This window comes from Rhodococcus sp. P1Y, assembly GCF_003641205.1.
Taxonomy (GTDB): Bacteria; Actinomycetota; Actinomycetes; order Mycobacteriales; family Mycobacteriaceae; genus Rhodococcoides.
In genome coordinates, this window is the sequence record NZ_CP032762.1 from 3,908,983 (window position 1) to 3,929,384 (window position 20,402).

Annotated in this window: 13 protein-coding genes, 3 rRNA genes and 1 pseudogene; 2 read left to right on the plus strand and 15 right to left on the minus strand. The window is 61.1% G+C overall.

What is annotated here, in order from left to right; all coding sequences use genetic code 11:
- Positions 1-4: 4 nt before the first annotated feature.
- The 15 genes and pseudogenes from D8W71_RS17990 to D8W71_RS18060 all read right to left on the minus strand — a co-directional run bounded on the left by D8W71_RS17990 (position 5) and on the right by D8W71_RS18060 (position 18,796).
- Complete coding sequence (locus D8W71_RS17990) at positions 5-643, minus strand: NUDIX domain-containing protein (RefSeq protein WP_121115293.1); 639 nt, start codon at positions 641-643, stop codon at positions 5-7.
- On the minus strand, positions 640-2,385 hold the full coding sequence (locus D8W71_RS17995; RefSeq protein WP_121115295.1) for a CTP synthase: 1,746 nt from the start codon (positions 2,383-2,385) through the stop codon (positions 640-642). Before D8W71_RS17995 ends, D8W71_RS17990 begins: the two co-directional genes overlap by 4 nt.
- Positions 2,386-2,552: 167 nt before the next feature.
- Positions 2,553-3,497 (minus strand): copper transporter, encoded by a 945-nt coding sequence (locus D8W71_RS18000; RefSeq protein WP_153275395.1) that lies wholly within the window; start codon positions 3,495-3,497, stop codon positions 2,553-2,555.
- Entirely contained in the window at positions 3,494-4,678 is a 1,185-nt protein-coding gene (steA, locus tag D8W71_RS18005; RefSeq protein ID WP_121119491.1) for a putative cytokinetic ring protein SteA, read from the minus strand. Before steA ends, D8W71_RS18000 begins: the two co-directional genes overlap by 4 nt.
- 102 nt (positions 4,679-4,780) lie before the next feature.
- Positions 4,781-6,547: a DNA repair protein RecN gene (gene recN / locus D8W71_RS18010; protein ID WP_201265119.1), complete on the minus strand. Its 1,767-nt coding sequence runs from the start codon at positions 6,545-6,547 to the stop codon at positions 4,781-4,783.
- A 2-nt stretch (positions 6,548-6,549) separates the two neighbouring features.
- Positions 6,550-7,479 (minus strand): NAD kinase, encoded by a 930-nt coding sequence (locus tag D8W71_RS18015; protein WP_121115300.1) that lies wholly within the window; start codon positions 7,477-7,479, stop codon positions 6,550-6,552.
- 20 nt (positions 7,480-7,499) lie between these two features.
- Complete coding sequence (locus tag D8W71_RS18020; RefSeq protein ID WP_121115302.1) at positions 7,500-8,342, minus strand: TlyA family RNA methyltransferase; 843 nt, start codon at positions 8,340-8,342, stop codon at positions 7,500-7,502.
- Position 8,343: 1 nt separating this feature from the next.
- Complete coding sequence (locus D8W71_RS18025) at positions 8,344-8,559, minus strand: hypothetical protein (protein ID WP_121115304.1); 216 nt, start codon at positions 8,557-8,559, stop codon at positions 8,344-8,346.
- A 56-nt stretch (positions 8,560-8,615) separates the two neighbouring features.
- On the minus strand, positions 8,616-9,617 hold the full coding sequence (locus tag D8W71_RS18030; protein WP_121115306.1) for an HAD-IIA family hydrolase: 1,002 nt from the start codon (positions 9,615-9,617) through the stop codon (positions 8,616-8,618).
- Positions 9,614-10,504: a hypothetical protein gene (locus D8W71_RS18035; protein ID WP_121115308.1), complete on the minus strand. Its 891-nt coding sequence runs from the start codon at positions 10,502-10,504 to the stop codon at positions 9,614-9,616. Before D8W71_RS18035 ends, D8W71_RS18030 begins: the two co-directional genes overlap by 4 nt.
- Before the next feature lie 516 nt (positions 10,505-11,020).
- Positions 11,021-11,137, minus strand: a 5S ribosomal RNA gene (gene rrf, locus D8W71_RS18040).
- A gap of 139 nt (positions 11,138-11,276) precedes the next feature.
- Positions 11,277-14,428 (minus strand): 23S ribosomal RNA (locus D8W71_RS18045).
- Between the two features lie 340 nt (positions 14,429-14,768).
- A 16S ribosomal RNA gene (locus D8W71_RS18050) occupies positions 14,769-16,283 on the minus strand.
- The 16S, 23S and 5S rRNA genes sit together here, the layout of an rRNA operon.
- 560 nt (positions 16,284-16,843) lie before the next feature.
- The gene (gene tyrS / locus D8W71_RS18055) at positions 16,844-18,118 is read right to left on the minus strand and encodes a tyrosine--tRNA ligase (protein WP_121119493.1); all 1,275 of its coding nucleotides are present in this window, start codon (positions 18,116-18,118) and stop codon (positions 16,844-16,846) included.
- Positions 18,119-18,188: 70 nt separating this feature from the next.
- Positions 18,189-18,796, minus strand: a pseudogene (locus D8W71_RS18060) (DNA-3-methyladenine glycosylase).
- Between the two features lie 110 nt (positions 18,797-18,906).
- Between D8W71_RS18060 and D8W71_RS18065 the strand changes: the two are divergent.
- Positions 18,907-19,647, plus strand: coding sequence for an ABC transporter ATP-binding protein (locus tag D8W71_RS18065; RefSeq protein WP_121115310.1), 741 nt, complete (start codon positions 18,907-18,909; stop codon positions 19,645-19,647).
- Entirely contained in the window at positions 19,644-20,399 is a 756-nt protein-coding gene (locus tag D8W71_RS18070; protein WP_121115312.1) for an ABC transporter permease, read from the plus strand. Before D8W71_RS18065 ends, D8W71_RS18070 begins: the two co-directional genes overlap by 4 nt.
- The last annotated feature ends 3 nt before the right edge of the window (positions 20,400-20,402 follow it).

The following is a 20,402-nucleotide window of genomic DNA, read 5'->3' on the forward strand; positions in this document are numbered from 1 at the left end:
CTCTCTACCCGTGCGACTTCTTCCGACGCTCGAAGGTAGTCGGCAGATCCGGCCACGGAGCGTCGGCGGGGCGTAGTGCGACCGAGCCGGCTCGGGATGCCGCCAACGCCAGAATCCCCGACACAGCCGAGGCGTTGACGAACTCGCCCGACAGTGCACGTGCGATGGCCTCGTCGAGCGGAACGAACTCGAGGACGATGTCGGCTTCCTCGTCTTTCGGTTCCGGACGGTCCACCTGAGACAGGTTCTCGGCCAGGAATATTCGCACGCACTCGTCGGTGAAACCAGGCGAAGCGGTGACGTCCACGAGTACGGACCAGGTGTCCGCAGCAAGTCCGGTCTCCTCGGCGAGTTCTCGCTTGGCGGCGTCCACCGGAGGCTCGTCGATCTCGTCGAGCAAACCGGCGGGCAACTCCCAGAGGCGACGACCGATCGGATGGCGATACTGCTCGATCAAAGCAATACGATCCGACGCGTCGAGCGCAACGATCGCCACCGCGCCGTGATGCTCGACGACCTCACGCTCGGCAACCCGGCCGCCCGGCATCTCGACCTGATCGAGCCGAAGGGCCAGAATGGCACCCTCGTAGACGGTCTTGGACCCGACCGTCCTGAAATCGAAGCGCGGTTCGTGCTCTGTCATCCGACGCTTTCTGCGGTGGCCCCGGAGACAGGAAACTCCGAGTCCGTCGTCTTTTCCTCACCGTGGACGTCGACCGGAAGACGTTCCGCTGCCTTGTACTTCAGGGCCGCGTTGATCAGGGCTGCGAACAGCGGATGCGGACGAGTCGGACGGCTCTTGAGCTCGGGGTGAGCCTGCGTGCCGACGAAGAACGGATGCACCGAGCTGGGTAGCTCGACGAACTCGACGAGGTGACCGTCGGGTGAGGTACCGCTGAAGACCAGGCCGCTCTTGGAGATCCGCTCACGGTAGGTGTTGTTGACCTCGTAGCGGTGACGGTGACGCTCGGACACCTCGGTGGATCCGTAGGCACCGGCGACGACCGAGCCCTTGTCCAGCTTCGCCGGGTAGGCACCGAGACGCATCGTGCCGCCCAGATCGGCTTCGCCGGCAACAGCGTCTTCCTGATCGGCCATCGTGGAGATGACGGCGTACTTCGTATCGGGTTCGAACTCAGCAGAGTTGGCGTCGGTCAAGCCGACCGATCGCGCCGCTTCGATGACCATGCACTGCAGGCCGAGGCACAGGCCGAGCAGCGGAACCTTACGGGTTCGCGAGAATTCGATGGCGCCGAGCTTGCCTTCGATACCGCGGATACCGAATCCTCCGGGAATCAGAACAGCATCGACATCACCGAGCGCGGCCTGTGCACCTGCGGGCGTTGCACATTCGTCGGACGGCACCCACTTGATCTCGACCTTGGCGCGGTGCGCGAATCCACCGGCGCGAAGTGCCTCGGTGACCGAGAGATAGGCGTCGGGAAGGTCGACGTACTTACCGACGAGCGCGACTCGGACCGTTTCACGCGGCTCGTGGACGCGCTCGAGCAAACCGCCCCACACCGTCCAGTCCACGTCGCGGAACGGAAGTCCGAGCTGGCGAACCACATAGGCGTCGAGGCCTTCTCTGTGGAGGACCTTGGGGATGTCGTAGATCGACGGGGCGTCGGGAGTGGAGATGCAGCCGTCGACATCGACATCGCACATGAGCGCAATCTTGTTCTTCAGTCCGGGCGGCACGTCGCGGTCGCAACGAAGGATGAGAGCGTCGGGCTGAATACCGATGCTGCGCAGCTGCGCTACGGAGTGCTGCGTCGGCTTGGTCTTGAGCTCACCGGACGGCGCGAGGAACGGTACGAGCGATACGTGCAGGAAGAAGACGTTTTCGCGGCCCACATCGTGGCGCACCTGGCGGGCAGCTTCGAGGAACGGCTGCGACTCGATGTCGCCGACGGTTCCTCCGATTTCGGTGATCACGACGTCGGGCTGATGTCCCTGAAGATCCGGGCCGTTCATCGCGAGAATGCGGCTCTTGATCTCGTCCGTGATGTGCGGAATGACCTGAACGGTGTCGCCGAGGTACTCGCCGCGTCGTTCCTTCGCGATGACCGTCGAGTAGACCTGCCCCGTCGTGACGTTTGCGAAGCCCGACAGGTCGCGATCGAGGAAGCGTTCGTAGTGCCCGACATCGAGATCGGTCTCGGCGCCGTCCTCGGTCACGAAGACCTCGCCGTGCTGGAACGGATTCATGGTGCCCGGATCGACGTTCAGATACGGATCGAGCTTCTGCATGGTAACGCGGAGACCACGTGCGGTCAGCAGCTGGCCGAGGCTCGACGCCGTGAGGCCTTTACCGAGCGACGAGGCGACGCCTCCGCTGACGAAGATGTGCTTGGTGTCAGATCGCGACTGAAGGCGTGACAATGAATGCTCCCGTGACCAATCTGCAGGGCTTGCTCCTACCAGAGAGCTGGCAAGAGAGGTACTCCATCGATAATGGGCCTGCTACCCACGGGACTTCACGGTAACACCAATCGCCCCACTACCGCGAACGACGCGCCAAATCGGTGCGACGAATCACCGTGTGGACGTTACCGCGCCGGTGCCCCGACGGTGACTGCCGTCGAATTGGGTCCGGTTCCGTAGCGACCCGCACCGCCGTCGAGCTGCTCTTGAAGCGCGAGGGTGGTGGTGATTCGACCGGCTTCGCGATCGACGTTGTCGACGGTGCTGACTCCCGTGGACAGCGCTGAATCGGCGCGAACGACGGCGACGGGTCCGTTGCCGTTCGCCGCTCCCGTACGGCCTGCCAGTACGGTGCCCGCACCTCTGGCATCGAGGCCGCCTGCAAAACGGGCAACGATGGCACCGCGGTTGCCGTCTCCGTCCTCGGAGTTCCCCCCGGTAACGACAACAGCAAGCTGGGCCGGGGCTACCGCACCGTTGTCGTAGGCGATGAATCCGCCGCTGCGCAGCGTTTCGAGGGCCAGCGACAACTCTTCCGGAGTGGACTGCGGTTCGGCGGTCTGTGCGTTGAGCAGAAGCACCGATCCCAACAGGTCTCCGGCCAGCGAGCCTTGGTCGACCGCTCCGGTGCGCAACTGAACTCCCGCCGGTACGACGTTGGTCAGCCGGGTACGAAGATCGTCGCCGCTTGCGGCCGAGACGAACAAATCGGTGAGCGACACCCTTCCGGTCACCGCCGCTCCCGATGCTTCGATAGACCTGGTGACGCCGTCGACATCGCCGGGATCTGCGTCGGGAGTGGTGATGACCACGACGCTTCTGTCCAGCAGCGCGTCGCGCACCACACGTGCGGAAACAGCGGAATCGAAACCGTCCGCCGAGTTGAGCTGTTCGCCGAGCTGATTGTTGGAGTCTTGAAGCGCGCCGACCTCGTTCTCCAGATCTGTCTTGTCGTCACGTAACCCCGATACGAGTCCGCTGGACAGTAGTCCCGACCCGAGAACCACTCCGATCGCCAGGGCCACGAAGATCGCAGCGATCGAAATGGCATGTTGGCGCATCGAAATCACGCGAGCAACCCCTGAACCCACGTCGCGAACTGATTCCACAGATTGACAGCCCAGTCGAGAACGTCGCCGCCCATGTTGGACACGACCAACGCCACGATGATCGCGACGAGCGCCGCGAGGATCAGCAGTGCGATCGCACCCCCGGAGACCCGGCTTCGGTACAGCGTGGCAACGGCTTTCGCGTCGACCAGCTTGGCACCGACCTTCAACCGTGTCATGAACGCGGCTGGATTGGTGTTGCGTCGACCGCGATCGAAGAACTCGTCCAGGCTCGCCGGGCTGCCGACGGTGACGATCAGTGACGCACCGTGGTGGTCGGCGAGCAGTAACGCGAGATCGGCGGGCGCACCGGTCGCTGGGAACGTCATGGCACCGATGCCGAGGTCCTGGATTCGCTCCAGCCCGTTGGCGTGGCCGTCGGAATCGGCCGGAAGAACCACCTCTGCACCGCATTTGAGCGTCTGCGCAGTGATCTCCTCGGGATCGCCGACGATCAGGTCAGGCCGGTAGCCGGCTTTCATCGCGGTGTCCGCGCCTGCGCCGACGCCGATGATGATGGGCTGGTACTCCTTGATGAACGGCTTGAGACTTTTCAGATCCTCTGCGTGGCCTGGTCCGTCGGCAACGACCACGACATGTCGGTCCTGCAGGACGATGTCGATGTCCGGAACGCCGACGCCGTCGATCAGCAGCGGACTCTCGGTTCGGATGAACTCGATCGTGTTGCCGGAGAAGGCCTCGAGGTGATCGACGAGGCCGGTTTTCGCCTCGATCATCTTGTCCGAGATCTCGGCTTCGCTCTGCTCCTCGCCTTTGGCCAGGCGTCGGTCACCCGTGTAGACGCCGCCTTCGTTCAGGCGGATCTTGGTGCCGTCCTTGATCTTCTTGAAGACGTCGGTGCCTGCAGAGTCGATCAGCATGATCCCGTTGGCGACGATTACCTCGGGGCCGAGGTTCGGGTATCTGCCCGAAATCGACGGGGAGGCATTGACTACCGCGAGGACACCCGCTGCGACGAGTGCGTCAGCCGTCAGTCGGTCCAGGTCCAGTTCGTCGAGCACGACGATGTCACCTGGGCCCACCCGTTTGAGCAGCTTGGCGGTATTGCGATCGACCCGGGCGATACCACTGATTCCGGGTAGCGAATCCTGACTACGTGATAACAGAGCCGGCATCTTCATGGCACCCATGATGACGCCGACGACACGCCCGACGGTGGAGGCGCGCCGAAACAACTACCACACTGTGCACTCGAGTCCCACCAGTCTCGAGTGCGCGGGCGCTCAGTTCTCGCGGTCTGCGCGGGCTGTCGCCAGCAATTCTTCGGCGTGTGCACGTCCGGTTTCGGTGTCGTCCAGCCCCGCCAACATGCGGGCCAGCTCTACGACTCTCTCCGACGATGACAGCGACTTGACGCCACTGTCGGCCGCGCCCTTCTTGGCATCGGCCTTGTCGACGACGAGGTGCGTGTCGGCGAACGCAGCGACCTGAGGGAGGTGGGTGACGACGATGACCTGGTGTGTCCTGGCGAGCCTCGCCAGACGCCGCCCGACCTCGACGGCTGCACGGCCGCCGACGCCGGCGTCGACCTCGTCGAACACCATCGTCGCGCCCTTGTCCGAACCGGCGAGAACCACCTCCAACGCCAACATCACCCGGGACAGTTCACCGCCGGACGCGCTCTTGCTGATCGGTAGCGCCTGGGCGCCATCGTGCGCAGACAGTTTGAACTCGACCTCGTCCACACCGTTCTGACCCGCGTGGAGGTCGGCGCCGTCGACCGACAGCGGCGCGGAGTCCTGCGGACTCGCCGCAACCGTGCGGAGATCGAGCTGCAACTTCGCCTTGCCCATCGCGAGCCCCGCGAGCTCGGCGCTGACTGCCTTGGCCAACTTGGCCGCTGCCTTGCTACGCGCAGCAGTGAGCTTGACAGCCGCCGAGGCAACCTCAGCCGATGTCTCGTCGACGCGGGCCGACAGTTCGGCCAAAGCATCGGCAGACACGTCGATCTTGGACAGTCGATCCCGTGCGTCGTCGGCCCAGGCGATGACACCGTCGACGTCCGCTGCGTACTTGCGAGTGAGGCCCTTCAACTCCGACTGACGATTGAGCATCTTGTCGAGCGCCGATGGGTCCGACGGCAGATCCGCAAGATACGACGTGATGTCGGCACCGACGTCGGTGACCACTGTCATTGCTTCGTTGAGCCGTGGCAACAGATCCGTCAGAACCTTGTCGTCCGCACTTTCGAGCCGGGTACGAGCTTCTCCGAGCATGTGCAGCGCCGACAATCCTTCACCGGTGTCGTCTGCCGCTCCGACGAGGGCCGCCCCCGCGCCTTCTGCAGATTCACGCAGCGAATCGAGATCGCCGAGACGACGCACGTCGGAGGCGATCGCGACGTCCTCACCCGGCTCTGGCGCAATCGCGTCGATCTCTTGCAGACCGAACTGCAAACGGTCCGCCTCCTGCGCGAGTTCTCTGGTGCGCTCGGTGCGGTCGATGAGCTCGTTCCTGGCCGACAACCATTGCGTTCTCGCCGCGCGATACTTTTTCAGCGGCGCCGACACCGCGTCGCCTGCGAACCGGTCCAGCGCATCGAGCTGGCGATCAGCCCGGAGCAATCTCAGCTGGTCGTTCTGCCCGTGGACGGTGAGCAACGAATCGGTGAATCCGGACAGAACAGCTGCAGGAACACTTCGGCCCCCGAGGTGCGCACGAGATCGACCGTCCGCGTTGACGGTTCGCAACGCGATGATCGAGTCGTCCTCGTCGCGCTGCGCGCCCGCCGATTCCAGGACCTTCTCGACCTCGTCGACAACCTGGGACGACGCAGTATCCGTACTGAAACGACCTTCGACGACAGCCCTGTCCGCACCGAGCCGCACTCTCCCGGCGTCGGCTCTGGCGCCCGAAAGCAGATGGAGGCTCGTGACCACCATCGTCTTGCCCGCACCGGTTTCGCCGGTCAACACGGTGAGCCCTTCGTGGAACTGGGCACTGGCCGATGAAATTACTCCGAGGCTGTCGATTCGAATCTCTTCGAGCATGCTTACCTCGCTCTCCCCCGCCATCCGGATGTAGGTAGCGCGAACTTGGTCACCATTCGATCGGCGAACGGCGCCGAATCGAGACGCACCCATTTGATCGGTGCCGCACCGCGGATTACCTCGACGCGTCCCCCTGCAGGCAGCTTCATAGTGCGCCTACCGTCGCAGAACACCAGCGCGTCGTGCCCGCCTGCGTCTGTTTCGACCGCGATCAAGGATTCGGGACTGGTCACCAGCGGCCGCGCGAACAATGCGTGCGCATTGCTCGGAATCACCAGGATCGCTTCGAGTTCCGGCCACACGACCGGACCGCCCGCCGAGAATGCGTATGCGGTGGATCCAGTCGGAGTAGCCACGAGTACCCCGTCGCATCCGAACGCGGACACCGGACGGTCGTCCACTTCGAGCACGACTTCTAGCACGCCCAGCCGCGAACCGTTCTCGATGCTCGCCTCGTTGAGCGCCCACCCACGCTCGACCACCTGATCGCCGACCCGCACAGCGATGTCGAGCGTCATGCGGTTTTCGATCCGGTAGTCGCGACTGACGACGCGCGCGAGTGCTTCCTCCAGATTGTCGACCTCGGCCTCGGCAAGGAATCCGATCCGACCGAGGTTGATTCCGAGCACCGGAATGTCGGCCGCCTGAGCCAGTTCGGCCGCACGAAGAAAGGTGCCATCGCCGCCGAGCACAAGAACGAGCTCGCATCCGCGCGCCGCGTCGGGACCGAATTCGATGACGCTCAGCTCGAAATTGTCTTCGCCTGGAGCTTCGACCCGCGTGCGATCGACCTCGTCTAGCAGAACGCGCAGCCGGATTCCTGCTTCGCCTAACACTTTTGCAACACGCCTCGCTGTATCGGCGATGTCGCGACGTCCGGGATGAGCGACCAACAGCACCTCACGCACCAGAGAGGTCACCGGCGCCTCCATAGTCACCGGCACCTCCGTAGTCACTGTGGGCCCTCCTCGACTGCACGCTGCACCAACGACGTCACGTCCCGATCTGCTGAACCTTCGACTGCGTCGGAGTGAGACTCATCCGGGCCTGATCGTAGCCACAAAAAGTACTCGACGTTGCCCGAGGGCCCGGGAAGCGGACTTGCCGTCACATCTACAAGCGACATACCGAGCGCCGCCGCGGCCGAGGCAACTTCGATCACGGATTCCGCGCGCAACTGCGAATCCCGGACGACGCCACCGGATCCCACACGATTTTTGCCGACCTCGAACTGCGGCTTGACCATCAACGCCAGATCCGTACCCGGCGCCGAACATGCCACGAACGCCGGCAGAACGAGCTTGAGCGAAATGAAGGACAGATCTGCGACGATGACCTCGACGGGCCCACCGATGAGCTCGGCATCGATGGATCGCACGTTCGTGCGGTCGATGACACGCACGCGGTCATCGCTCTGCAAACGCCAGACGAGCTGCCCATACCCGACGTCGACGGCAACGATCTCGCGTGCATCCTTGCTCAGCAGTACATCCGTGAATCCGCCGGTGGAGGCACCAGCGTCGAGGCAGCGCTTTCCGGCCACCGAGAGTCCGCCGCGTTCGAATACATCGAGTGCACCCAGTAATTTGTGTGCACCCCGAGAGGCCCACTGGACTTCGTTGTCGGATTCCGACACCAGGAGGGGCGTTCCGGCTTCGACTGCCGTCGCGGGTTTGGTCGCTACGGTGCCTGCAATCTTGACGCGACCGGCGTCGATCAACTCCACGGCATGTTCGCGTGACCGCGCCAATCCTCGACGTACGAGCTCGGCGTCGACGCGTGCGCGTCGTGCCATGTCAGCTCTTGTCCACAGACGACAGAGCTTGAACGAGGACGTCGTGTGCGCGTTCGAGGATCTGTGCTTGCACGGTCAGGTCCATCGGCGCGTCACCGTCCCCGGGCAGCCGATCCAACAACCGATCGACTTCTGCTTCGACCGCGCTCGGATCGACCGCAGGGGTCGCTGCTTCGTGCGGACGGTGCTGTCCCGGGAGTGGAATCGACGTGCTCATCGTCGCTAACGCTATCGGATACGTACGACGTCCGCCCGAGTGCCCGGCGCTATGTCTCAGGGTGAGAGCAGTTCGCCCAGCGCCTCGGTCCCTACACCCGAGACCTGCACCGTCGTCCACTCGGTTACCTCGGACCACGCCGCTGCGGCCGCGGAAAGGAGACCATCGAGCATGTCGACGGGACCGGAGCCATCGTGCTCGATGCTCAGTACACCGTCGACCACTTCTACAGACCAACCGTCTTTGGCTTCGACACGAGACATGCCGGCCGCACTATTGAGAACCTCGAGGTCGAAGCCGATGTGAGTGGGTCTCTCGGCTGGAATTGCCCGGACCGCGTCGAGCGCACTGCTGACCCCGGTCAGAACGAGAAGCGACGGGATATCGGTGGCGTTGGCGCCTGCAATGTCGGTATCGAGCCTGTCTCCGACGACGAGAGGACTGGACGCGCCGCTCAGACGGATGGCTTCCTGCATGATCGGCGCTGCGGGTTTGCCCGCCACCAGCGGCTCGACTCCTGTTGCGGTTCGAACCGCCGCAACCATCGATCCGTTACCCGGTGCCAGGCCTCGTTCCGTCGGCAACGTCGCGTCTGTGTTGGTTGCAACCCAGACAGCGCCCTTCCTGATCGCGAAGGTGGCTTCGGCAAGGATTCCCCAGTCGGTAGCCACGTTGTGTCCCTGAGCCACGGCTGCGGGGTCACCGTCTGCACTACGTACCGGCCTCAATCCGACGAGCGAGATCTCGTCCGAAAGCGCTTCGGTGCCGACGACGACGACGGACGAACCGGCGGGAACGCGCGCGGCCAGCATTCGAGCCGCAACTTGAGCGCTCGTGACCACGAAATCGTCCGAGGTCTCGAAACCTAGTTCCTGGAGATGTACAGCGACGTCGGAGGGAGACCGACTGGCGTTGTTGGTGACGAAGAACTGCTTCTCCGTTCCGCTGCTCAAAGCCTCGACAGCGCCCGCAATCGGATCTTTGCCCTGATAGACGGTGCCGTCGAGGTCGAGAAGCAAGACGTCGTGCTCAGAACGAAGCGTCGACTGTCGGTTCACTGCCCGGACAGCTCCTCGACGCGTTCTTCGGCGTCCGTCTCACCGTCGACATCGGCAGCCGCAGCGTTGAGGAACCACGTCACGCCTTCTTCGACGCGACCCGCTGCGACCAAAGCATCCGCATACACGTAGAACAGTCGTGCTGCCGCCGTGCCGCTCCGAGAAGGGTCGAGATCCGGAGTCTGCAATGTGACGACCGCTTGGTCGTACTGACTCAGGTCCATCCGTGCGCCGGCGACGACAATGCGCAATTCCGACGCCTCGTCGCCTGTCAGTTCGCGAGCTTCATCGCTTCGACCGAGTTCGATGGCGCGCTCCGGTCGGCCGAGACCACGTTCGCAGTCGGCCATGACTGCCAGGTGGCCCGGGCCACCTGCCATGCGCCGAGCAGCGCGAAGCTCGGACAGAGCCTCCGCCCACTCTCCCGCGTGGTACGCAGTGATTCCTGCTGTCTCTCGGACGACGGCGATCCGGCCTGCTCGCTGCCGCGCCGCGCGTGCGTGTTGAAGGGCCAGCTGCGGATCGTCCTCGAGCAAACGACTCGCCATGATGAGATGTCTGGCCACTGCGGTCGCGTTGTTCTTGTCCAGGCTCAGCAGGTCGCGACGAATGGCGGGCTCCAGCTGCCCGGCTTCGACCTCATCAGGCAGGTCGGGCTCATCCGGACGAGGGGGACGACGATCGGACGGTCCGCTCGAACGCCTGTCACCGGAGAACCCACCTTCCCCGCCGCGGCGACGAGGTGGACCGTCCGATCGACCGGCACCGCCTTCGGTGCGACGCGGGTTCCCGGAGCGGCCGGCGCCACCCGTCCTACCTCGCGGATCGTTCGAGCGCGGATTTCCGTCACCACGGAAGGAGCGGCGGTCGTTGCTGTCTTCCGGCACAACGGGTCCTTTCGATAAAGAGTTGAAGCAATATGTCGGTCAACCGACACTGTCATCCAAACAGAGATGGTGGTGAAAACTGAAAAAAGAGCGGCCTAGTTGTGGGTCACGCAACTGAAGACTTGCCGTGCAATGACGAATTGGCTGCCACGCGGGTGATGTGTGACGGCGGATCGGTGTCCTGCCACAGTGACCGTTGAGCACCCTATTGGTCCGGTGCGATCCGGATTGCCGGTTGATCGACGCGCGATTGTCTGATCGATCCGCGGGTGTGGCCGCCTGTGCCGGATTTACCCTCGATATGTGTGGTGTCGAGGGGTGTGGGCGTACATCGCGGGAGTAGATCCGTTGTGGGCGGCGTATGTGGGTGGATTTACCCTCGTAATGTGCGTTGGGGAGGGTATTAAGCGCACATTCGGGGGGTGGATCCGTGGGTGCGGGTGGGTGTCCTGATTGGTCTGGATATGCGTCGAGCCCCTGAACCACGGTGGGTTCAGGGGCTCGACGATAAAATGTGTTCGGCGGTGTCCTACTCTCCCACACCCTGTCGAGTGCAGTACCATCGGCGCTGGAGGGCTTAGCTTCCGGGTTCGGAATGGGACCGGGCGTTTCCCCTCCGCTATGGCCGCCGTAACTCTGTGAAACAGTGTCACGAGCGAACCGAAGTCGGAGACACACAATTGTGTGTTCGTTCTTGGTTCTATCTAGTTGTGTACCGAAAATACACTTCGTGTGTTGTTTCAGATATTGCACAGTGGACGCGTAGCTTCTTTGTGGTAAGTCCTCGGCCTATTAGTACCAGTCACCTGCATCGGTTACCCGACTTCCAGTTCTGGCCTATCAACCCGGTGGTCTGCCGGGGGCCTTACCCTCGAGGGGGTGAGAAACCTCATCTTGGAACAGGCTTCCCGCTTAGATGCTTTCAGCGGTTATCCCTTCCGAACGTAGCTAACCAGCGGTGCTCCTGGTGGAACAACTGGCACACCAGAGGTTCGTCCGTCCCGGTCCTCTCGTACTAGGGACAGCCTTCCTCAAGTTTCTTACGCGCGCGGCGGATAGAGACCGAACTGTCTCACGACGTTCTAAACCCAGCTCGCGTGCCGCTTTAATGGGCGAACAGCCCAACCCTTGGGACCTACTCCAGCCCCAGGATGCGACGAGCCGACATCGAGGTGCCAAACCATCCCGTCGATATGGACTCTTGGGGAAGATCAGCCTGTTATCCCCGGGGTACCTTTTATCCGTTGAGCGACACCGCTTCCACATGCCGGTGCCGGATCACTAGTCCCGACTTTCGTCCCTGCTCGACTTGTCAGTCTCACAGTCAAGCTCCCTTGTGCACTTGCACTCGACACCTGATTGCCAACCAGGCTGAGGGAACCTTTGGGCGCCTCCGTTACATTTTAGGAGGCAACCGCCCCAGTTAAACTACCCACCAGGCACTGTCCCTGAACCAGATCATGGTCCGAGGTTGAGGTATCCAATACGATCAGAGTGGTATTTCAACAACGACTCCACAGTAACTGGCGTCACCGCTTCACAGTCTCCCACCTATCCTACACAAACCGAACCGAACACCAATACCAAGCTATAGTGAAGGTCCTGGGTCTTTCGTCCTGCCGCGCGTAACGAGCATCTTTACTCGTAATGCAATTTCGCCGAGTCTATGGTTGAGACAGCTGAGAAGTCGTTACGCCATTCGTGCAGGTCGGAACTTACCCGACAAGGAATTTCGCTACCTTAGGATGGTTATAGTTACCACCGCCGTTTACTGGGGCTTAAATTCTCAGCTTCACCACCACAAGGGCAGTTAACCGGTCCTCTTAACCTTCCAGCACCGGGCAGGCGTCAGTCCGTATACATCGTCTTACGACTTCGCACGGACCTGTGTTTTTAGTAAACAGTCGCTTCTCACTGGTCTCTGCGACCCCACCCAGCTCACACTGCAAGAGTGATCACCGGACGAGGTCCCCCTTCTCCCGAAGTTACGGGGGCATTTTGCCGAGTTCCTTAACCATAGTTATCTCGATCGCCTTAGTATTCTCTACCTGACCACCTGTGTCGGTTTGGGGTACGGGCCGTGTGAAAGCTCGCTAGAGGCTTTTCTCGGCAGCATAGGATCACTGAATTCGCCTCAATCGGCTACGCATCACCTCTCAGGCTTATGTGAACGGCGGATTTGCCTACCGTTCGCCCTACAGGCTTACACCAGTACAACCACTGACTGGCCCAGCTACCTTCCTGCGTCACCCCATCGCTTGGCTACTACCAGATCAGGTCCCACGCATCCACCACACGCCTCACTCTCGAAAGAGATCGGTCACGCAGATTCAGGGTGGTTAGTATCACTGATTCACCATGGGCGCGTTCACACGGGTACGGGAATATCAACCCGTTGTCCATCGGCTACGCCTGTCGGCCTCGTCTTAGGTCCCGACTCACCCTGGGCGGATTAACCTGGCCCAGGAACCCTTGGTCATTCGGCGGACGAGTTTCTCACTCGTCTTTCGCTACTCATGCCTGCATTCTCACTCGCACAGCCTCCACACCTGGATCACTCCGATGCTTCCACGGCTGCACGACGCTCCCCTACCCACCCACACACCTGGCCAATCCCTCGCAAGAGAAGGCGGGCTATTGTGTGAGTGCCGCAGCTTCGGTGGTGTGCTTGAGCCCGCTACATTGTCGGCGCAGGATCACTTGACCAGTGAGCTATTACGCACTCTTTCAAGGGTGGCTGCTTCTAAGCCAACCTCCTGGTTGTCTTCGCGACCCCACATCCTTTTCCACTTAGTACACGCTTAGGGACCTTAGCTGGCGATCTGGGCTGTTTCCCTCTCGACTACGAACCTTATCGCCCGCAGTCTCACTGCCACGCTCTCACTCATCGGCATTCGGAGTTTGGCTGATTTCGGTAAGCCGGTAAGCCCCCTAGACCATCCAGTAGCTCTACCTCCGATGAGAAACACGTGACGCTGCACCTAAATGCATTTCGGGGAGAACCAGCTATCACGGAGTTTGATTGGCCTTTCACCCCTACCCACAACTCATCCCCTCAGTTTTCAACCTAAGTGGGTTCGGTCCTCCACGACGTCTTACCGTCGCTTCAACCTGGCCATGGGTAGATCACTCCGCTTCGGGTCTAGAACACGCCACTACACACCAAACGGTGATACGCCCTATTCGGACTCGCTTTCGCTACGGCTACCCCACACGGGTTAACCTCGCGACATGCCACTAACTCGCAGGCTCATTCTTCAAAAGGCACGCCATCACCCCCAGTGACAAGTCACTCGAAGGCTTTGACGGATTGTAAGCGCACGGTTTCAGGTACTATTTCACTCCCCTCCCGGGGTACTTTTCACCTTTCCCTCACGGTACTAGTCCGCTATCGGTCACCAGGGAGTATTCAGGCTTATCGGGTGGTCCCGACAGATTCACAGCAGATTTCACGGGCCCGCTGCTACTTGGTATCCACTACAACAGTCACAGTATTTTCGTCTACGGGACTCTCACCCTCTACGACAGGCCGTTCCAGACCACTTCGACTAACACCATGATTTCTAACTGTCGGCCGATCCGGCAGAATCGACAAAGCAAACCCCACAACCCTCCATACGCAACCCTGCCGGGTATCACACGCACAAAGTTTGGCCTCCTCCGCTTTCGCTCGCCACTACTCACGGAATCACAATTGTTTTCTCTTCCTGTGGGTACTGAGATGTTTCACTTCCCCACGTTCCCTCCACACACCCTATATATTCAGGTGCAGGTAACACGACATCACTCGTGCTGGGTTTCCCCATTCGGACACCCTCGGATCACAGCTCGGTTGACAGCTCCCCGAGGCTTATCGCAGCCTCCTACGTCCTTCATCGGCTCCTGGTGCCAAGGCATCCACCGTACGCTCTTCATTACTTACAACAAAGATGCTCGCGTCCACTGTGCAATTCTCAAACAACACACCCTCCCCGAACTCCCATCAGCACCACGACCACCCGAAGATGCGGTATGACTGACATTCGAAAAGAATCGTTATCTTGCCTTGAAAGAAACATGCTTTCGCGTGTTCTCTCAGGACCCAACAGTATGCCGATATAACCAATTCGATGGACGACGCTAGGGCCGGCCACACGATGAAAAGGTTGGTTGTCAGTGTTCCACCCGTGAGCACCGCAGATTCACATATGGAATCTAAACGGTTTCTGTCGCTGGATCATCTGCTGACTGTTCAGCAGTGCATCCGAGCGAAGAGGCTCCTTAGAAAGGAGGTGATCCAGCCGCACCTTCCGGTACGGCTACCTTGTTACGACTTCGTCCCAATCGCCGATCCCACCTTCGACGGCTCCCTCCCACAAGGGTTAGGCCACCGGCTTCGGGTGTTACCGACTTTCATGACGTGACGGGCGGTGTGTACAAGGCCGGGAACGTATTCACCGCAGCGTTGCTGATCTGCGATTACTAGCGACTCCGACTTCACGGGGTCGAGTTGCAGACCCCGATCCGAACTGAGACCAGCTTTAGGGATTCGCTCCACCTCACGGTCTCGCAGCCCTCTGTACTGGCCATTGTAGCATGTGTGAAGCCCTGGACATAAGGGGCATGATGACTTGACGTCGTCCCCACCTTCCTCCGAGTTGACCCCGGCAGTCTCTTACGAGTCCCCGCCATAACGCGCTGGCAACATAAGACAAGGGTTGCGCTCGTTGCGGGACTTAACCCAACATCTCACGACACGAGCTGACGACAGCCATGCACCACCTGTACACCGACCACAAGGGGGGCCGTATCTCTACGGCTTTCCGGTGTATGTCAAACCCAGGTAAGGTTCTTCGCGTTGCATCGAATTAATCCACATGCTCCGCCGCTTGTGCGGGCCCCCGTCAATTCCTTTGAGTTTTAGCCTTGCGGCCGTACTCCCCAGGCGGGGCGCTTAATGCGTTAGCTACGGCACAGATCCCGTGGAAGGAACCCACACCTAGCGCCCACCGTTTACGGCGTGGACTACCAGGGTATCTAATCCTGTTTGCTACCCACGCTTTCGTTCCTCAGCGTCAGTTGTTTCCCAGAGACCCGCCTTCGCCACCGGTGTTCCTCCTGATATCTGCGCATTTCACCGCTACACCAGGAATTCCAGTCTCCCCTGAAACACTCAAGTCTGCCCGTATCGCCTGCAAGCCCGAAGTTGAGCCCCGGGTTTTCACAAACGACGCGACAAACCGCCTACGAACTCTTTACGCCCAGTAATTCCGGACAACGCTCGCACCCTACGTATTACCGCGGCTGCTGGCACGTAGTTAGCCGGTGCTTCTTCTGCAGGTACCGTCACTCACGCTTCGTCCCTGCTGAAAGAGGTTTACAACCCGAAGGCCTTCATCCCTCACGCGGCGTCGCTGCATCAGGCTTCCGCCCATTGTGCAATATTCCCCACTGCTGCCTCCCGTAGGAGTCTGGGCCGTGTCTCAGTCCCAGTGTGGCCGGTCACCCTCTCAGGTCGGCTACCCGTCGTCGCCTTGGTAGGCCATTACCCCACCAACAAGCTGATAGGCCGCGGGCCCATCCTGCACCACAAAAGCTTTCCACCACACAACATGCATCATGCGGTCATATCCGGTATTAGACCCAGTTTCCCAGGCTTATCCCAGAGTGCAGGGCAGATCACCCACGTGTTACTCACCCGTTCGCCGCTCGTGTACCCCGAAAGGCCTTACCGCTCGACTTGCATGTGTTAAGCACGCCGCCAGCGTTCGTCCTGAGCCAGGATCAAACTCTCCGTAAAAGACTCTAGATATCAGCAGCACCCAAAAGAGCACCACCTAATCAGTCATAAACCAAAAGAGCCAAATCACTAGCAAAAAAACTCAACTAGCACTAAATTCTTCGACATACGATCCGACGGGAAGAAGGACCGCAGCCGACACGCTCACACCAAGAGGCATGAGCGCCAAAAACATTCGGCACTGACATTCATCGACACACTGTTGAGTTCTCAAAGAACACGCACACACCGAACACACAAGAAAAACACGTTCTCAAGGTGCCCGGGGCAACTGTTCCAGTCTATCCCAGCTTGGTCTCGGACGCAAGGCCCGACTCTTGGGGGACAAACCATGCCACGCTCCGACGTACAACCTCGTTGTCTCCGGCCTCTCGGCTGGAGTCGGTGTCCGTCTCGCTCTGACTCGACAAAAGTTACGGCACGGGAAACTGCGCGTCAAATCGGCAGGTCGACAAGACCTCCAAAGACAAAAGCCGAGGTGGTGACCCGTACAAGTAGCCCAGTACCCCGATCGAGCCCGAATCACACGTATGTGACTCGCACCACCTCGGCCACAGTGCCTACGTCTGAATTCGGACGCCGGCGAAGTTCCGCTTACCGCGTCGCACCACCAGCCATCGGCCATGCAGCAGATTTTCGGATGACGGTGTCCAGTCCTCATTGGCGATCTTCAGGTTGTTCACCGACGCGCCGCCCTCTTTCACTGCGCGACGCGCAGCCCCCTTGCTGTCGCACAAACCGGTCGCAACGAGGAGATCGACGATGGTCGACGGCTCCCCCGGCGCCAGGTCGGCGACCGAAGTCTCGCCGAGCGCTGCTGCCAAGGTGGGCTCGTCGAGATCGCCCAGTTCGGCGCGGCCGAACAACGCCTGACTTGCGAGCTCGACAGCGCGGGTATTCGCTTCTCCGTGCACGAGCGTTGTCATCTCGGCGGCGAGACGCTTCTGCGCCTCACGTGCGTGCGGACGTTCTCGGACTGCTTCCTCGAGTTCGGCGAGCTCGTCCTGTTCGAGGAACGTGAACCAACGGAGGTATTTGACGACGTCCGCATCGCCGGTGTTCACGAAGTACTGGTACCAGGCGTAGGGGCTCGTCATCTCGGGATCCAGCCACAGGCTGCCGCCCCCGGTCGACTTGCCGAATTTCTTGCCGTCCGCGGACGTCACCAGCGGAACTGTCAACGCATGCACAGACTCTGCGTCCTTGCGCCTGTTGAGTTCGACTCCGGCGACGATGTTGCCCCACTGATCGGAACCGCCGATCTGCAACGTGCACCCGTAGTTGCGCCGAAGCTGCACGTAGTCGTTGGCCTGCAGGAGCATGTAGCTGAACTCCGTGTACGACATTCCGTCGGCTTCGAGGCGCGTCTTCACAGTGTCGCGGGCGAGCATGACGTTGACCGAGAAATGCTTGCCGATGTCTCGCAGGAAATCGATCGCGGTCAGTTCCCCCGTCCAGTTCAGGTTGTTCTCGACGATCGCACCCGTCGAGCTGTCGTCGAACTCCACGAAGCGTTCGAGCTGTCCGCGGATGCGATCAGCCCAGTCGCGAACGGTGTCGGTCGAGTTCATGACCCGCTCCCCGACGTCTCTCGGATCGCCGATCTGCCCGGTTGCCCCGCCTGCCATCACGATCGGCCGGTGGCCGGCACGCTGAAATCGCTTGAGTGCCAACAGCGGAACGAGGTGGCCGGCGTGAAGGCTTGGGCCTGTCGGGTCGAACCCCGCGTACAGAGTGATGGGCTCCCCGGACGTCGCCTTCTTCAGTTCGTCCACGTCGGTGGACTGCGCGATCAATCCACGCCAGGTCAGTTCGTCGATGATGTTCTCACTCACGGGATCGATCTTCCCGCATCGACCGACTTCCGCCAACGCCCACCCGGGACTCAGCCCGACTTTGTCGGACTCATACGGGTGGAGCGGCGCGAGGACTCCTGCGATAGGCCGAAACGGCAGACGAGTCCGGGATCCAGAATCGCCAGTTCCTGTCGGCGGCTGTGCTCACCCCCACGCGAGGTCCATCAGCGACTTCGATCGGAACAGACGCGTCCGCGCTCAACACGATCGGAGACCGCCCGTTCAACATGTCTTTTCCATTGTCTCCCAAAGCGATACCCAGCGCCTGGCCGAGGTTGCCCGGTCCGCTGGCCAACTTCGCAAAGTTCGACCGGCTCCCCGCCTCGAACGAACCGCTCCCTCACCCTCGATCACCTCCGCCGCCCGGAGAAGTACCGCCCCGGCCTCGCCGTCCGGTCCGCAAGTGACGTTCATACACAGGTGCATTCCGTAACTCAGGTATACGTACAGCCTCCCCGGCGGTCCGAACATCACCGCATTGCGCGGAGTCGGTCCGCGATACGAATGCGCCGCAGGATCGGGCCACGGGCCCCCGTCGGGTCCCCCGTACGCCTCTACTTCGACGATCCGCACGACGACATCTCCCACGCGCATCGACGCCCCGAGCAGGCGTCTGGCAGACACTGTCGGGTCACCACTGAGATATTCGGCATCCACACCGACCGATTGTGCCGTTCCGGCCGCTGTCGAACCTCTTGACCCCGCGCCGACGGAGGAATAAATTCATCACACGATGATTTCATCAGTTGGTGAATTAAGGAGGCTTCATGTCGACCACCCCTGACACAGCTGTCGTCGTCGATTCACTCGTCGTGACCCGAGGGCGAAAAACGGTCCTCGATTCCGTCGACCTGACAATTCCCCAGGGGAAGATCACAGGACTTCTCGGACCCTCTGGCTGCGGGAAGTCCACATTGATGAGGTCGATCGTCGGCACTCAGATCGTCGAGTCGGGTGTCGTTACCGTGCTGGGAGAACCGGTAGGCTCGAAAGTTCTGCGCAGAAAGGTCGGATATGTGACCCAGGCACCGAGCGTGTATCGGGACCTGACCGTCCGAGACAACGTGGCCTACTTCGCATCGCTCTACGGGCGTGACAAGGCTGCAGTGCGATCGGCCATCGAGTCGGTCGGGCTCACGGACCATTCGACGACACTCTCCGGCCAGTTGTCCGGCGGACAGCTTGGCCGAGTGTCATTGGCCAGCGCACTCGTGGCCGAACCCGAGTTACTTGTGCTCGACGAGCCGACGGTAGGACTCGACCCAGTCCTTCGAGCCGACCTGTGGGCACGATTCGTAGACCTCGCAGACTCCGGCACCACGATCTTGGTCTCGAGTCACGTCATGGACGAAGCCGAACATTGCGATCAGCTCGTCCTCATGCGCGACGGAGCAATTCTCGCCCAGGCGACTCCGCACGAGTTACTGAGCCGCACTGGCGACACCACTCTCGAACACGCATTTCTGACTCTTATCCGCACGACCGGCCGAATGGAGACCGCATCATGACCGCGACCATCTTTGCAGCAGGCACCGGTCGGATTCTTCGTCAACTTCGGGCAGACCGGCGCACCGTCGCACTGATTCTTCTCGTGCCGTCGCTTTTAATGGTGCTGCTGTATTTCCTGTATCAAAACTCCCCCACGGCGCCTGGAACACCTCCGCTGTTCGACCGCATCGCGGTCACGATGCTGGGCATACTCCCGTTCGTGGTGATGTTCTTGATCACCTCGATCGCAATGCAACGCGAGCGAAGCTCCGGAACCCTCGAACGACTCCTGACAACGCCGATGTCGAAATTCGACCTGCTGTCCAGCTACGCCACGGCATTTTCCGTTGCCGCCGTCGGCCAGGCGGTGATTGCGTGCGGAGTCACCTTCGGCCTCCTTGGACTCACCACTGCGGGGTCGATCGGCTGGGTGGTACTCGTCGCAGTGCTCAACGCCGTCCTCGGTGTCGCGCTTGGACTCTTGTGCAGTGCGTTCGCACGCACCGAGTTTCAGGCGGTCCAGTTCATGCCAGTCGTGGTCGTGCCGCAGCTCTTCCTGTGCGGCTTGCTCGTTCCGCGGGAGTTGATGCCGGATTGGCTGCACGCAATCAGCAACGTTTTGCCGTTGAGCTATTCGGTCGACGCACTGCAATACATTTCGTCGCAGCCCGGTTTTGGCGCCCAGCTAGGACTGGACGTAGGCGTCGTTGCCGGATTCGTCGTCGTGGCGCTGATCGCCGCGGCGGCCACCCTGCGTCGACGAACACCATGAACC

Coding starts and splice junctions, on each gene's coding strand:
- D8W71_RS17990 (WP_121115293.1), bottom strand. CDS start 643: ATGACAGAGCACGAACCGCGCTTCGATTTCAGGACGGTCGGGTCCAAG.
- steA (WP_121119491.1), bottom strand. CDS start 4,678: ATGAAGATGCCGGCTCTGTTATCACGTAGTCAGGATTCGCTACCCGGA.
- recN (WP_201265119.1), bottom strand. CDS start 6,547: ATGCTCGAAGAGATTCGAATCGACAGCCTCGGAGTAATTTCATCGGCC.
- D8W71_RS18015 (WP_121115300.1), bottom strand. CDS start 7,479: ATGGAGGCGCCGGTGACCTCTCTGGTGCGTGAGGTGCTGTTGGTCGCT.
- D8W71_RS18020 (WP_121115302.1), bottom strand. CDS start 8,342: ATGGCACGACGCGCACGCGTCGACGCCGAGCTCGTACGTCGAGGATTG.
- D8W71_RS18025 (WP_121115304.1), bottom strand. CDS start 8,559: ATGAGCACGTCGATTCCACTCCCGGGACAGCACCGTCCGCACGAAGCA.
- D8W71_RS18065 (WP_121115310.1), top strand. CDS start 18,907: ATGTCGACCACCCCTGACACAGCTGTCGTCGTCGATTCACTCGTCGTG.
- D8W71_RS18070 (WP_121115312.1), top strand. CDS start 19,644: ATGACCGCGACCATCTTTGCAGCAGGCACCGGTCGGATTCTTCGTCAA.